The organism is Agrococcus sp. TF02-05 (genome assembly GCF_017565345.1).
In the GTDB taxonomy this organism is placed as follows: Bacteria; Actinomycetota; Actinomycetes; order Actinomycetales; family Microbacteriaceae; genus Agrococcus; species Agrococcus pavilionensis.
Genome location: NZ_JAGEKO010000007.1, coordinates 1 through 14,130, shown reverse-complemented (window position 1 = coordinate 14,130; position 14,130 = coordinate 1). Strand labels below are relative to the sequence as shown.

Sequence of the window (14,130 nt, the reverse complement as noted above, 5' to 3'; positions counted from 1 at the left end):
GCCGCCGCTGATGGCCGGTCCGCTGCGGGTCGAGCGCGACGTGTCGGTCGCGGCGTGGCTCGCGGACGCCCTGTCGTGGGAGAGCACCCTCGCGGTCATCGTCCCGCCGATCTTCGACGCCTACGCGCGCATCCTGCACCCCGCGACGCTCCAGACCCCGACGGGGAGGACGGATGCGTGGGGCGGGCCCGAGCTCGACGCTCGCGACCTGCGGTGGGACGAGGCGGCGGCGCTCGTGGGCGAGCGCCAGGGCGAGTCGCCATTCACCGCGTGGGAGGCGCGCTTCGGCTCGGGAGCGCTCGACCTGCCCGACGGCCGCAGCATCACCGAGCCGCACCTCGGCGACATCCCGGTCGGCACGCTCGCGCACCTCGCGGCGCTGCTCGTCGACGAGCACGGCGACGCCGAGGTGCTCGCGGCGGTGTGGGAGGGCAGCGGCCTCGACCAGAGCGGCATCGGCTGGATGTTCTTCCCCGGCCCGGGCGAGCCGCCCCTGACCGCCCAGCAGGAGCGCGCGCTCGAGGCCGAGCACCGAGCCGCGTTCGAGGCGTCGATCGACCCCGAGGTCCGCGCGGCGATGGCCGAGCGCGCGCTCCTGCAGCTCCCGGGGCGCGACCACGTGCTGCTGCGGGGTCGGCTCGAGGCCTTCGCCGACCCGGCGTGGGAGCGCGCGGCCGGCCTCGGCTGGCGACCCGGCGTCGGCGGCGAGGGCCGCACGCCGAACGCGCTCTGGCCCGCCGAGCCGCCCGGCGCCCCCGCGTGGTTCGTCGCGACCGACGTCGACCTCGACGTGACGCTCGTCGGCGGCAGCGCGCACCTCATCGGCCGAGTGCTCGGGCATCCCGCGCTCGAGGCCGAGCGCATCCGGCCCACCGACCCGCTCGTCTGAGCGCGGCTCGGCGCGCGCATCCGGCCCGCCGCCTGTGAGCCGCGACGGGGCGGAGCGGCCCGTCAGCGCACGACGATCTGCGCCGGCGAGCGGTCAGGAGGGGCGGATGCGTGCCTCGGGCTCGACCGCTCGGGAGCACGAGCCGCGAGCGCTGCGCGAGCGCCTCGAGCAGCCGCGTCGCGTGCGCGAACCCCGCGCGCTCGGCGATCGCGAGCGCGTCGCGGAGCGCCGTCTCGGCCTCGCCGCGCTGGCCCGCGAGCAGCAGCTCCTCGGCGAGCCGGCGCAGCGTGTGCACGTGCAGCCGCACGGGCAGCCGGCCGCGAGCGGCGGCCGCCGCGGCCGCGCGCCACGCGTCGGGGTCGGAGCCCGCGCGATCGGCCCCCGAGAGCTCGGCGTCGATCGCGGCCCGCCAGTCGTCGGCCACCGGCCACACGGCGACCCGCTCGAGCGTCGCGCGGAGCCGCGCCTCGGCCTCCTCGGTCGACATGCCGACGGGGCTCGCGCCCGCGCGGCGCATGCGCGCGAGCACGTGGGAGCCGAGCGCGATGAGCGAGTAGGTCGGGCCCGGCTCCGGCCCCGCGTCAGGGCGCGACGAGCGTCACGACCCGGGTCGACGCATCCCATCGCCGCACCGCGACCCCGGTGCCCTCGATCGCCGGCCCGAGCAGCGCGAGCGCCGGCGCGAGGTCGGCGGTGCGCAACCGGCGGGCGAGGGTGACGTGCGGCATCCAGCGGTCCGGCAGCAGGTGCGGCGGGTCGTCGCCCTCGCCCGCCGCTCGCAGCACCGCGGCGTGCAGCACGAGGAGCGCCGCCGACGGCACGACGGCGCGCGCGAGCACGCGCCGCTCGCCGGAGCCGAGCAGCAGCGGGGGCCCGAGCTCGATCGGGATCGGCAGGTCAGCGTCGATCGAGAGCGGATGCGGCACGGGGCTCGAGCGCGCCGCGAGCGTCACGTGCGGGCGGTTGCTCGCCGCGGTGTGCCCCGCGAGGCTCGAGAGGCCGGCTGCGGCGAGCGCCTCCCAGTCGCGGCGCACGGCCGCCTCGGCGTCGTCGTCGAGCAGCAGCTCGAGGCTCGTGATCGCCTTCGTCCGCTCGCTCGGCCCGCGCGGCTCCATGCGGTCATCCTCGCGCATCCGCCGCCTTGCACGAGGCGGGCCGGCCCGCGATCGCGGACCGGCCCGGAGCCTGCGGCGCTGCGCGCCGGGCCGCGCTACTGCGCGGTGTAGCCGCCGTCGACGAGGTGCTGCGAGCCGGTGATGTAGCTCGCCTTGTCCGAGAGCAGGAAGAGCACGAGCTCGGCGACCTCCTCGGCCTGCCCGAGGCGGCCGATGGGGTGCTTGCTCACGAGGCCGTCGTAGAGGTCCTTCGGCAGCCCGCTCAGCAGCGGGGTGTCGATGTAGCCCGGGTGCACCGAGTTGATGCGCACGCCCTTGTCGGCGTAGCTGAGCGCGGCCGCCTTCGTCATGCCCGCGACGCCGTGCTTCGCGGCGACGTAGGGGAGCGCGTTCGCGTCGCCCGTGACGCCGAGGATCGACGACGTGTTGACGACCGCGCCGCCGCCCGCGGCGACGATCTGCGGCAGCTGGAAGTGCAGGCCGTAGAAGACGGAGTGGAGGTTGACGTCCATGAGCTGCTGGTAGCCCTCGATGTCGATGTCCTCCGCGAGGCCCTGCGGGCCGCCGATGCCAGCGTTGTTGAAGGCGAGGTGGAGCGCGCCGTACTCCTCGACCGCCTTGTCGACGGCGGCCTTGACGTCGTCGGGGTCGCCGACGTCGCCGGCGATGGCGACGGCGGTGCCGCCGGCGGCGGTGATCTCGTCGACGACCGACTGGGCGACCTCGAGCTTCAGGTCGTTCACGACGACGTTGGCGCCCTCGGCCGCGAGCCCGACGGCGACGACCTTGCCGATGCCGGAGCCGCCGCCCGTCACGACGGCGGTCTTGCCTGCGAACTGTCCACTCATGCTGATCACTCCTTCGCGCCCCTCGCGGGGCATCGTCCGAGGCCGGCCGGGACGACCGGTCACTGAGGCCAAGAGGCGAGCGGCACGATCTACTCGGCCCGGCCGACTCGGCTCAGGCCGACGCGCGCTCCGGCGCCATCGTGGCGGCGAGCTCGCCGAGCCGCGCGGCGCGCGCGCGGCGCGCCTCGGCCGTCTCGATCGCGCCGGCCCGCTCGAGGGTGTCGATCGCCGCGAGCAGATCGCTCGCGATCTCCTCGCGGCGCGCCGCGGGCAGCGCCTCGACGGCTTCGGCGAGGCGGGCGACGGAGCGATCGCTGCGCAGCGTCGGCGCCGAGCGCGAGCCGCGGCGGGCGAGCACGACGAGCGCGACGCTCAGCAGGGCGTCGGCGAGCATGGGGATGACCCACGCGCCCGAGACGGGGATGCCGGAGCCGACGAGCGAGTCGTCGACCTCGGCGCCGGAGGAGAGCCACGCGACGGCGCCGATCGCGCCGAGCACCGCGGGCACGCCGCGCACGACCCAGACGCCCGCGCCGCCGCGGTCGTCGCCGCGCGAGCGCAGCTCGTCGACGAGGGCGGGGATGCCGAGCAGCGTCGAGACGGTCGCGATGATGCCGAAGCTGCCGACCGCGAGCCCGCCGCCCTCGCCGAGGAAGATCCACGCGAAGACGGGCAGTCCCCAGACGAACGTGAGGGCGAGCCCGCCGATGATGAGCGCGACCTTCGGGATGCTGAGGGCGCGCTGCCAGGCGGGCGCGCCGCGGCGCTCGCCCCGCAGCATGAGCGCGAGGTGGCGCGGCGCCGTCATCGCGAGCGCGTCGCGCACGCGGTCCTCGCCGCGGAACGCTGCCGCCTCCATCCGCCACCAGTCGTCGGCCGCGAAGCTCGAGCGGTGGGCGGCGTAGCCAGCGGCGCTCACGCGTTCCAGCTCTCGACGGGCGGCACGACCTCGACGAGCCGCGAGGGCTGCTCGAGCCACGGCACGCCGTCGAGGTCGAGCCCGACGGGGCGAGCGCTGCCGACGACGGCCTCGGCGTAGGGCCGGAACGCCTCGATGCCCTGGGGAGGGAGGGGGCCGAGCGAGACGATCGCCGAGCCGCCCTCGCGCACCGCGAGCCACTGCACGAGCGAGTACGGCTCGCCCGCGCGCTCGGCGAGCACCTGCATGCGCAGCGCCTCGCCGAGGCCCGCGAGCTCGACGACGTCATGGCGTGGCGGCAGCGTGGCGGGCGGCTCGAGGATCGTGCGCTGCGCGTCGTCGGGCAGCGCTCCCTCGATCACGTCGAAGCGCAGCACCGCGAGCGCGCTCACGAGCGGCGACCGCACCGCGAGCGTGTAGGTCGCGGTCGGGGCGACGCCGCCGCGCACGGCGTCGAGCCAGCGCACGACGCCCTCGCGGTCGTCGAGCAGCCCCGGATCGTGGGCGCCGAGGCGCTCGAGCTCGGCCTGCGCCCAGCCGGGGGCCGGCTCCTCGCGCGGCACCTCGACGGTGAGCGTCGGGTCGAAGTCGACTTCGATGCCGTGCATCAGGGCTCCCAGGCGAAGGTCGCGACGTGCGCGTCGATGAGCGCGATCCACTGCTCGAGCACGTCGTCGTCGGCGGGCAGGTCGGTCGGATGCGTGATGACGGCGGTGAGCTGCAGGGCACGGCGCCGCCCGGTGCCGGGCACGGCCATCACGTAGATGATCGACGTCGTCGCGCTCGACTCGCCGTCGAGCTCGACGTCGCGGCGCTCGAGCCAGCGGACGATGACGCCCCTGTCGTCGAGCGGCTTCGCGCCCTTGCGCCGGATGGCGTCGACGACGACCTCGCGCACGGGCGCGTCGGGCGTGCTGACGCGCTCGACGGCGGTGATCGTCGCGGGCAGGAAGAGCGACTGGGGCGTGTCCTCCCCGGGCATCATCACGAGGATCGCGCGCTGCTCGCGCAGCTGGCTGAAGGCGGTCGCGGCGTGCCGGCGCAGCTGCACGAGCAGATCCGGCCGGCCGGCGGTCGCGAGGCGCTTCGCCGCGGCGCCGAGCAGCTCCTCCTGCGACTGCTCGTCGGGCCGGTACGAGACCCACCCCTGCGGCAGCAGCATGCGGAACGCGGGCACCGCCCCGTCGCCGCGCAGCAGCGTGCGCAGATCACTCATCCGGCCACCTCCGCGGCCAGGCTATCGGGGTCAATACGTCGGCCAGCGCAGCTGCTCGTACGTGCCGGGGATGCCGGTGAAGAGGCCGACGGTGTCGCGTACGACGCCCGGGAGGACACCGAAGTAGTTGCCCATCGTGTCGCCGATGTGCGCCAGGGTCCACGGCAGGTGGTCGATGCTGCCGAGCGCCTCCCACGTGTCGTCGCCGTGCGTCGACAGGAACTCCCCGACGATCTCGAAGCTCTCGCCGGCCAGGTACCCGGCCTCGGGCGCGAGGCCGCGCATGTTGGCGACCCAGGCCTTCGGGTTCAACCCGGAACCGGTCGCCGACAGGCTCCAGCGCGCCGCGTCGTCGCCGAACGACATGCCGCCCGACATGCCCACCCAGCTCTTCATGCCGGTCTTGAAGCCGCCGGAGGCGAAGTCGCCGAGCGAGCCGATCGGCAGCACGCCGACGATCGCGAAGCCGAGGTCCCAGCCGCTCGCGTCGCCGCGCGCGAACTGGTAGATCGTCAGGCCGAGCGCGACGACGCCGACGATGAGCGCCAGGAGCCCGACGATCGGGCCGCCGACGATGAGCGCGAGGGCGGCGAGCACGAGCCCGGCGACCGAGAGCACGGTCTGCACGAACTCGACGAGGCCGTCGAGGTTGTCGAGCCAGCTGTCCTCGAGGCCCTTGCCGTTCGCGGTCTCGATGCCGTTGCACGCGGCCTCGAACTCCTCCCACCACGCGTCGTACGCGGTGTCGTAGTCCTTCGCCTCCGCCTTCCAGTTCCGGTAGGCGAGGTCCTTCGCCTCCCGCGCCGTCTCGACGGCGGTGGTCTTGGCCGACTCCGCCTGCGAGCGAGCGGTCGGATCGTCGGCGTCCTCGCCCGTCGGGTAGGCGACCGGCGCCGCGAGCGCGTCCTGGTAGGCCTCGAGCTTCGTCTCGTAGATGGTCCAGAGGCGCTCGCACTCGGGCACGACGCCTCGCATCTTCGACTGCGCCGTCGAGAGCGCGGAGCCGTAGTCGCGGACGTACGGGCCGACGCGCATGTAGTGGCTGCCGGCGCGGTCGAGCTCCTGGTAGACCTCCTTCGAGGCCTCCGTGAGCTTGTCGACCCACAGGCCCTCCTGCTCGGCGCCGTTGTCGACGAGCTGCTCCATCGTCGAGGCGGCGAGGGTCATCTTGACGCCGAGGCTCGCGATGTCGCTGCCGCGCTCGTAGATGTCCATCGCGTCGCCCTCGAGCACGTGGATGTCACGGTGCTTCGGGGACTGCTCCATCGCCGCCACTCACTGCTCCTTGCTCTGCATGCCGTCGGCGAGCTCCTTGTCGCCGGTCTGCCATCCCTCGCGCAGCTTCGTCGCGCTCTCGAGCACGGCGTCGAGCCCCTCGCGCAGCTGCTTGCGGCGGTCGTCCCACTGGCTCTCGAAGTCGTGCACGCGCGACTGCAGCTCGCCGTGCCCGTCGGGGCGGCCGACGGCCTGGACGAGATCGGCGCGGCGGGAGGAGGCCTGCTCGAACTCCTCGATGATCTCGGCGACGCGCGTCTCGAGGCGCTCGAGCATCGCGTAGTTGACCTTGACGTCCATGGGGCTTCCGGGTCGGGGAACGGGGACGCCTCTGACGATAATCACTCAACTCTGAGCCCGCGATGGGGACTACTCCCCGCCCCGCGGGGACGGCGCGTCAGTCGCGGTCGTCGATGGTCGTGGGCTTCGGGTGCACGGGCAGCACGAGCAGCAGGCCGGCGAGCAGCACGAGGATGATCCCGAGGATGCCGAAGCGGGTGTCGCCCGTCATCGAGACGAAGACGCCGAAGAGGGTCGCGGTGAGGAACGAGACCGAGCGCCCGGTCGTCGCGTAGAGGCCGAACATCTCGCCCTCGCGCCCCTCGGGCGTGATGCGCGCCATGAAGCTGCGCGATGCCGACTGCACCGGGCCGACGAAGGTCGCGAGCGCGAGCCCGCAGAGCCAGAACATGCCCTTGCCGTCGACGAAGATGACCGCCGAGCCCGAGACGACGAGCACCGCGAGCGAGACGATGATGACGAGCTTGGGCCCGAAGCGGTCGTCGGCCCAGCCGCCGACGAACGTGCCGATGCCCGCCGTGACGTTCGCGGCGATCGCGAAGAGGATGACCTCCGTCGAGCTGAAGCCGAACACCTGCGCGGCGATGATCGCGCCGAAGGTGAACACCCCCGAGAGCCCGTCGCGGAAGACGGCGGAGGCGAGCAGGAACAGCAGCGTCTTGGGCGCGCGGCGGCCGATGCGCCCGATCGTGCGGAAGAGGATGCGGTACGACGCGAGGATCCCGACGCGCTTGGGCGCGGCGCCGGTCGGCGGCACCTCCGGCACGCGCACGAGCAGCGGGATCGCGAACGCGAGGAACCACCCGGCGCTCGCGAGCACCGCGAGCCGCACGTCGAGGCCGGCGCCCTCGCGACCCGCGGGCACGCTCAGGACGCCGTTGCCCTCGCCGCCCATGTCGAAGATGAACAGCACGAGCAGCAGGCCGAGCAGCACGATGCCGCCGACGTAGCCCATGCCCCAGCCGAAGCCCGAGGTGCGCCCGAGCGCCTGCTTCGTCGAGACCTGGTGGAGCATCGCGTTGTAGTTGACGCTCGCGAACTCGAAGAAGAGGTTGCCCGCCGCGAGCAGCGCGGCGCCGAGCCAGATGCCGCCCGGCACCGGGGTGACGAAGAACATCCCGATCATCGCGAGGATCGTGAGGCCCGTGTTGACCGCGACCCACAGCTTGCGGCGGCCGCCGCCGTCGGAGCGCTGCCCGACGATCGGCGCGAGCAGCGCGACGAGCACGCCGGCGATCGCGACGGCCCACGCGACGATCGAGGCGTTGTCGGCGAGCGCGCGCGTGAGCGGCGCGCCCCCGGCCTCGGCGACGTCGGCGTCGACGAAGAGGCTCGAGGCCAGGTAGGTGCTGAAGATGAACGTCGTGACGACCGCGTTGAACGACGCGGAGCCCCAGTCCCACAGCGCCCAGGCGCGGGCCCGGCGGCCGAGCTCGCGGCGCGAGACGGGCGCGACGCCCGCTTGCGACGGCTGCACGAGGTCGTCGGGCGACGGCTTGGGGGTGACGGATGCCTCCGCGGGCTCCTGCGACACGCTCATGGGGCCGAGCGTAGGCGAGCCGGGCGAACGGGAGGTGTCGCGCCACGGTCACCGGGGCGGGTGGTACCGATCCGTCGCCTGGAGCCGGGCTCGAGCGGCCATCCGGTACCACCCTGTCGCGAGGGTGGTACCGATTCGTCGCCTGGAGTCGGGCTCGGGCGGCAGATCGGTACCACCCGACGTCATGCGGCGCCGAGGCGGCGCGCGCGAGCGGCGCGCACCCGGGCGACGAGCGGTCGTCCGCCGTCGCGCAGGTCGGCCTTCGTCACGCGGATCACGAGCCAGCCGAGCGCCTCGAGCTCCTCCTGACGCCGGATGTCCTTCGCCCACTGCTCCGCGTCGGTGCGGTGGTGCTCGCCCTCGTACTCGATCGCGATCCGCAGCTCGGGGTAGGCGAGGTCGAGCTCGGCGACGAGCCGGCCCTCGTGCCAGACCCGGTGCTGCACGACAGGCTCCGGCAGCCCCGCCGCGACGATCACGAGGCGCGAGCGCGACTCGCGCGGCGAGTCGACGCCGACCCTCGCAGCCGCGATCGCGGCGAGCAGCGCGGCGGCGCCGGGGCCGCGCCTGTACTGCTCGACCGCCGCCGAGAGCTCCCCGAGCGTCGCGTACGGCCGCTCGAAGCGCAGGTCGCGGTAGCGCTCCGAGGGCGTGACGAGCGCGTCAGCGAGCTGCACGAGCTGCTCGTGCTCGGCGCTGCGCCCCATCGTCACGAAGGCGCCGATCGGCCCGAGCGTCGGCAGCCCGTCGATCTCGCCGACGCTGAGCCTCGACGTGGCGAAGCGGAGCAACCGCACCCCCGTCGCTCGAGTGCGCGCCATGCCGTCCGGCACGCCGATGACGAGCGGCTCGTCGGCGCGCCATGTCGACTCGACCGGCAGCCCCCACAAGCGGGCCGCCGTGAGACCCGCGAAGGCGTGCCCGTCCCGCATGCGCGGCGCGAAGGCGCGGGCCATTTCGAGCACCGAGTCGGGTGCGGATCCGGCTCGCACGCCGTGGAAGGGGCGGGCGAGATCGCTCGCGCGGAGCCAGCGGCGCGAGACGCCGAGCCGGAGCGCCTCGGCGGTCGAGAAGGCGCCGCTCGCGAGCGGTTCGGGCAGCGGTGCGGGGGCGCGGCATGCGCGCATGGTGCGCCGTCGCGGGTGCCGACGGGGACGCATCCGCCCACCGCTGTGGAGAGCGCGTCAGGCCGCGAGCGAGATGAGCAGCGACGCGAAGACCGCGATGATGACGGTGCTGTAGGCGAAGCCGACGATCGACTGCACCATGACGAGGCGCCGCGCCGGCCGGTTGGTGAGCGCGACGTCGGCCGACGAGAACGTCGCCGAGAGCTGCACCGAGAGGTAGACGAAGTCGCCGAAGTCGCGCTCGTCCTCGCCGGGGAACTCGAGCCCGTCGCGCTCGGCCCAGCCGCGCATGTGCTCGACCGCGAAGACCGCGACGAGCAGCACCCACGTGCCGGCGACGCCGAGCACGCACGAGGCGATGAGCCAGAGGTCGACCGAGTCGCCGCTCGTCGCGAGCAGCACGACCGAGATGACGCCCACCACGACGATGAGCACCGCCCACGAGGTCGGGCCGCCGCCGTAGAGCACGCGCACGAGCGCGCTCAGCTCCTCCGAGCGGCGCAGCCGCGCGCGCAGCCGGTCGCCCGAGAGGGAGCGGAAGGCGAGGTGCGAGAGCAACAGGAACGCCGGGCCGTAGGCGCCGAACGCGATCGTGAGCACGCTTGCGAGCGACGAGCGCAGCGAGAGGTCGACGCCGCCGAGCGCGCTCATGCCGAGCACCGCGAGCGCGGCGAAGGAGCCCGCGATGAGCGAGGCCAGGGTGTGCCGGGTGCTCTCGCGGTGGAGCCGTCGATTGCCTCTCGCCACGGGCGTCAACGCTACCGGCGAGACTCTCGGCCGATGCACAGCCGCGAAAGTTGACACGCTTCGACTCAAGGTGAGAAACTTGAGCCATCGCGACTCAAGTCAGCAGCGCCCGCCGGGCGCGGTCGCAGCCGGGGTTCCGGGAGACGGACCCACCGCCACGCACGTCGGCGGGCTCGTCTGCCGGAATCAGGCAATGAGCGCAGCGCGAGCTGCGAACAGGAGGCAAGCACATGGCACGAGCAGTCGGCATCGACCTCGGCACCACCAACTCCGTCGTCGCGTTCCTCGACGGCGGCGAGCCCACCGTCATCGCGAACGCCGAGGGCTTCCGCACGACCCCCTCGGTCGTCGCGTTCGTCAAGGAGGGCGAGACCCTCGTCGGCGAGCCGGCCAAGCGCCAGGCGGTCACGAACGTCGATCGCACCATCACGTCGGTCAAGCGCCACATGGGCACCGACTGGAAGCAGGAGATCGACGGCAAGCAGTACACGCCCCAGGAGATCTCGGCCCGCATCCTCGGCAAGCTCAAGCGCGACGCCGAGACCTACCTCGGCGAGAAGGTGACGGATGCGGTCGTCACCGTGCCCGCGTACTTCAACGACGCCGAGCGCCAGGCGACGAAGGAGGCCGGCGAGATCGCGGGCCTCAACGTGCTCCGCATCATCAACGAGCCCACGGCCGCCGCGCTCGCGTACGGCCTCGACAAGGGCAAGGAGGACGAGCTCATCCTCGTCTTCGACCTCGGTGGCGGCACGTTCGACGTGTCCCTCCTCGAGGTGGGCAAGGACGACGACTTCTCCACCATCCAGGTGCGCGCGACCGCGGGCGACAACCGCCTCGGCGGCGACGACTGGGACGACCGCGTCGTCGAGTGGCTCAAGCAGCGCTTCAAGGAGCAGTCGGGCGTCGACGTCTCGAACGACAAGATCGCGATGCGCCGCCTCAAGGAGGCTGCCGAGCAGGCCAAGAAGGAGCTCTCGTCGTCGTCGACCACGAGCATCCAGCTGCCCTACTTCTCGCTCACCGAGAACGGCCCCGCCAACCTCGAGGAGACGCTCACGCGCGCCCAGTTCGAGAACATGACGAAGGACCTGCTCGAGCGCACCCGCAAGCCGTTCGAGGACGTCATCCGCGAGGCCGGCATCCAGGTCGGCGACATCGCGCACGTCGTGCTCGTCGGCGGCTCGACCCGCATGCCCGCCGTCACCGAGCTCGTCAAGCAGCTCACGGGCGGCAAGGAGCCCAACAAGGGCGTCAACCCGGATGAGGTCGTCGCAGTCGGCGCCGCCCTGCAGGCCGGCGTGCTGCGCGGCGAGCGCAAGGACGTGCTGCTCATCGACGTCACCCCGCTCTCGCTCGGCATCGAGACCAAGGGCGGCATGATGACGAAGCTCATCGAGCGCAACACCGCCATCCCGACGAAGCGCTCCGAGACCTTCACGACCGCCGAGGACAACCAGCCCTCGGTCGCGATCCAGGTCTTCCAGGGCGAGCGCGACTTCACGCGCGACAACAAGCCGCTCGGCACGTTCGAGCTCACCGGCATCGCGCCGGCGCCGCGCGGCGTGCCGCAGATCGAGGTCACCTTCGACATCGACGCGAACGGCATCGTGCACGTGTCCGCGAAGGACAAGGGCACGGGCAAGGAGCAGTCGATGACCATCACGGGCGGCTCGAGCCTCTCGAAGGAGGACATCGACCGCATGGTGAAGGACGCCGAGGCGAACGCCGCGGCCGACAAGGCGCGCCGCGAGGCCGCCGAGCTGCGCAACACCGGCGAGACGCTCGTCTACTCGGTCGAGAAGGTGCTGACCGACAACGCCGAGCAGCTGCCCGACGACGTCAAGAACGACGTGCAGGCCGATGTCGACGCCGTGAAGTCGGCGCTCGCGGGCGACGACGACGAGGCGGTCAGGACCGCGGTCGAGAAGCTGCAGCAGTCGCAGTCGAAGCTCGGCGAGGCGATCTACGCGCAGTCGCAGGCCCAGGCGCAGTCGGATGCGTCGGGTGACGAGCCGCAGGCCGCCCCGGCGGAGGACGACGACGTCGTCGACGCCGAGGTCGTCGACGACGAGGACGAGAAGAAGTAGCCATGACGGGTCACGAGGACGACAAGCGCGACGAGACCGAGGGCCGCGAGGAGCCCAAGGTGCACGACAAGCGCCGCATCGACCCCGTGACGGGAGAGCCCCGCGAGTCGGCAGCCGACGCTGCCGCCTCCGGGGCCGCCCCGTCACCGGGCGCGGATGCGTCGGCGGACGACGCTTCCGCGGCCGCTCCGGCCGAGGGCACGCCGGCCGACGACCTGAGCGAGGCCGACCGCGCCCTGCTCGAGGGCGAGGCCGCGGCGATCGAGGCCGAGCGCGCGGCGCTGCAGGCGAAGTCCGAGCAGCAGCAGGACGAGCTCGCGCGGCTCAAGGCCGACTACGTCAACTACCGCAACCGCACCGAGCGGGAGCGCGCGGGCGACCGCGACGCGACCGTCGCATCCGTCATCACGACGATGCTGCCGGCGCTCGACGACCTCGACCTCGCCGACAAGCACGGCGATCTGGCCGAGGGCCCGCTCGCGATCGTGGCGCAGAAGCTGCGCGCCTCGTTCGAGCAGCTCGGCGTCGTCAAGCTCGGCGAGGTCGGGGAGGCGTTCGACATCGACAAGCACGAGGCCGTCGCCCAGCTGCCGAACCCGGAGGTGACCGAGATGGTCGTCGCCGACGTCGTGCAGGCGGGCTACCGCGTGGGCGAGCGCGTGCTGCGCGCGGCCAAGGTCGCGGTGTTCGTCCCGGCGGAGTGATGCCGGCGCAAGCGGGGAGCGGCGCGGGCCGCGAGCGACCGAGGGAGGTGGAGCATGGCTAGCAACGACTGGTTCGACAAGGACTTCTACGCCGTGCTCGGCGTGCCCAAGGACGTCTCCGAGGCCGACCTCAAGAAGACCTACCGGAAGCTCGCTCGGCAGTACCACCCCGACTCCAACCCGGGGGACGCATCCGCCGAGGCGAGGTTCAAGGAGATCTCCGAGGCGCACGCCGTGCTCTCGGACCCGAAGCAGCGCCAGGAGTACGACGCCGTGCGCGCGATGGCGGGCGGCCGGCCGCGCTTCGCGCCCGGCGGCTCGGGCGGCTTCGAGGACATCTTCGGCGGCTTCGGCGGCGGTGGCGGCGGCCCGCGCGTGCAGTACTCGCAAGGCGACTTCGAGGACCTGCTCGGCGGCATGTTCGGCGGCCAGGGCGGGTTCGGCGGGGGCTTCGGCGCCCGCCGGCCCGCGAAGGGCCGCGACGTCACCGCGCGCGCGGCGCTCGACTTCACGTCGGCGGTGCAGGGCGACACGCTCAAGCTCACGGTCGGCGGCAAGACGATGACCGTCAAGGTGCCGGCGGGCGTCCACGACGGCCAGAAGATCAAGCTGCGCGGCAAGGGCGACCCGTCGCCCTCCGGCGGCGAGCCGGGCGACCTCATCCTCACGGTGCAGGTGCGCCCGCACCCGGTGTTCACGATGGACGGCCTCAACCTGCGCGTCGACGTGCCCGTGACGTTCGCCGAGGCGGCGCTCGGCGCGACGATCGAGGTGCCGACGCTCGGCGGCAGCCCCGTGCGGCTCAAGGTCGCGCCCGGCACCCCCTCGGGGCGCGTGCTGCGCGTCAAGGGGCGCGGCGTCGCGGGCAAGCAGGGCACGGGCGATCTGCTCGCGACCATCCAGGTCGCGGTGCCGAGCCACCTCACGAAGGCGCAGGTCGAGCACCTCGAGGCCTTCGTCGCGGCGGGCCCGAACGAGTCGCCGCGCGCCGAGCTGCTCGCGAAGGCGAAGGCGTCCTGATGCGCGCGCAGCCGTGGGGCCTCGACGAGACGTCGCCGATCTTCTCGATCGCGGCGGCCGCCGAGCTCGCCGGCCTGCACGCGCAGACGCTGCGCCAGTACGACCGGCTCGGCCTCGTCGAGCCCGCCCGCACGGCCGGCAACACGCGCCGCTACTCGATGCGCGACATCGGGCGGCTCAAGCAGGTGCAGCTGCTCTCGAGCGAGGGCGTCTCGCTCGAGGGCATCCGCCGCATCCTCGAGATGAGCGACGAGAACCGCGAGCTGCGCGTGCGCGTGCGCGAGCTCGAGTCGGCACTGGCGGATGCGGTGATGCAGCAGCAGGGACGCCGCGTGTTCGC

The 14,130-nt window shown here is 73.3% G+C and carries 16 protein-coding genes; 5 read left to right on the top strand and 11 right to left on the bottom strand.

Annotated elements, in window-relative coordinates; genetic code table 11:
* The first annotated feature begins 10 nt into the window (after positions 1–10).
* Positions 11–889, top strand: coding sequence for a hypothetical protein (locus JQT67_RS07440; protein WP_021009600.1), 879 nt, complete (start codon positions 11–13; stop codon positions 887–889).
* Here the strand turns inward: JQT67_RS07440 and JQT67_RS07435 are convergent.
* The 11 genes from JQT67_RS07435 to JQT67_RS07385 all read right to left on the bottom strand — a co-directional run bounded on the left by JQT67_RS07435 (position 819) and on the right by JQT67_RS07385 (position 9,976).
* A complete protein-coding gene (locus JQT67_RS07435) occupies positions 819–1,418 on the bottom strand; it encodes a hypothetical protein (protein WP_021009601.1) in 600 nt (199 codons plus the stop codon). The genes JQT67_RS07440 and JQT67_RS07435 overlap by 71 nt on opposite strands.
* Positions 1,419–1,470: 52 nt before the next feature.
* The gene (locus JQT67_RS07430; protein ID WP_021009602.1) at positions 1,471–2,004 is read right to left on the bottom strand and encodes a 2'-5' RNA ligase family protein; all 534 of its coding nucleotides are present in this window, start codon (positions 2,002–2,004) and stop codon (positions 1,471–1,473) included.
* A 95-nt stretch (positions 2,005–2,099) separates the two neighbouring features.
* Positions 2,100–2,852: an SDR family NAD(P)-dependent oxidoreductase gene (locus tag JQT67_RS07425; RefSeq protein ID WP_208064138.1), complete on the bottom strand. Its 753-nt coding sequence runs from the start codon at positions 2,850–2,852 to the stop codon at positions 2,100–2,102.
* Positions 2,853–2,964: 112 nt separating this feature from the next.
* The gene (locus tag JQT67_RS07420; RefSeq protein ID WP_208064137.1) at positions 2,965–3,771 is read right to left on the bottom strand and encodes a hypothetical protein; all 807 of its coding nucleotides are present in this window, start codon (positions 3,769–3,771) and stop codon (positions 2,965–2,967) included.
* Positions 3,768–4,379: a hypothetical protein gene (locus JQT67_RS07415; protein WP_208064136.1), complete on the bottom strand. Its 612-nt coding sequence runs from the start codon at positions 4,377–4,379 to the stop codon at positions 3,768–3,770. Before JQT67_RS07415 ends, JQT67_RS07420 begins: the two co-directional genes overlap by 4 nt.
* Positions 4,379–4,987 carry a hypothetical protein gene (locus JQT67_RS07410; protein ID WP_208064135.1) on the bottom strand — a complete coding sequence of 203 codons (609 nt, stop codon included), beginning with the start codon at positions 4,985–4,987 and terminating at the stop codon, positions 4,379–4,381. The genes JQT67_RS07415 and JQT67_RS07410 overlap by 1 nt, the downstream gene beginning before the upstream one ends.
* A gap of 30 nt (positions 4,988–5,017) precedes the next feature.
* Positions 5,018–6,253 (bottom strand): hypothetical protein, encoded by a 1,236-nt coding sequence (locus JQT67_RS07405; protein ID WP_208064134.1) that lies wholly within the window; start codon positions 6,251–6,253, stop codon positions 5,018–5,020.
* Positions 6,254–6,262: 9 nt separating this feature from the next.
* Positions 6,263–6,562 (bottom strand): hypothetical protein, encoded by a 300-nt coding sequence (locus tag JQT67_RS07400; RefSeq protein ID WP_021009608.1) that lies wholly within the window; start codon positions 6,560–6,562, stop codon positions 6,263–6,265.
* A 97-nt stretch (positions 6,563–6,659) separates the two neighbouring features.
* Positions 6,660–8,102: an MFS transporter gene (locus tag JQT67_RS07395; protein WP_208064133.1), complete on the bottom strand. Its 1,443-nt coding sequence runs from the start codon at positions 8,100–8,102 to the stop codon at positions 6,660–6,662.
* A gap of 182 nt (positions 8,103–8,284) precedes the next feature.
* A complete protein-coding gene (locus tag JQT67_RS07390) occupies positions 8,285–9,229 on the bottom strand; it encodes an endonuclease domain-containing protein (protein WP_208064132.1) in 945 nt (314 codons plus the stop codon).
* Positions 9,230–9,286: 57 nt separating this feature from the next.
* Positions 9,287–9,976 carry a DUF1345 domain-containing protein gene (locus tag JQT67_RS07385; RefSeq protein WP_208064131.1) on the bottom strand — a complete coding sequence of 230 codons (690 nt, stop codon included), beginning with the start codon at positions 9,974–9,976 and terminating at the stop codon, positions 9,287–9,289.
* Between the two features lie 230 nt (positions 9,977–10,206).
* On the opposite strand from JQT67_RS07385, the gene dnaK reads away from it, so the two are divergent.
* From dnaK to JQT67_RS07365, 4 genes are all read left to right on the top strand, one after another.
* Positions 10,207–12,066 carry a molecular chaperone DnaK gene (dnaK, locus tag JQT67_RS07380; protein ID WP_208064130.1) on the top strand — a complete coding sequence of 620 codons (1,860 nt, stop codon included), beginning with the start codon at positions 10,207–10,209 and terminating at the stop codon, positions 12,064–12,066.
* 2 nt (positions 12,067–12,068) lie between these two features.
* Positions 12,069–12,770 (top strand): nucleotide exchange factor GrpE, encoded by a 702-nt coding sequence (locus JQT67_RS07375; protein ID WP_208064129.1) that lies wholly within the window; start codon positions 12,069–12,071, stop codon positions 12,768–12,770.
* Positions 12,771–12,824: 54 nt separating this feature from the next.
* Complete coding sequence (locus JQT67_RS07370; RefSeq protein ID WP_021009615.1) at positions 12,825–13,790, top strand: DnaJ C-terminal domain-containing protein; 966 nt, start codon at positions 12,825–12,827, stop codon at positions 13,788–13,790.
* Positions 13,790–14,130 (top strand): heat shock protein transcriptional repressor HspR (locus tag JQT67_RS07365; RefSeq protein ID WP_208064128.1); only part of this gene is annotated, 341 nt, incomplete at its 3' end. The genes JQT67_RS07370 and JQT67_RS07365, both read left to right, overlap by 1 nt.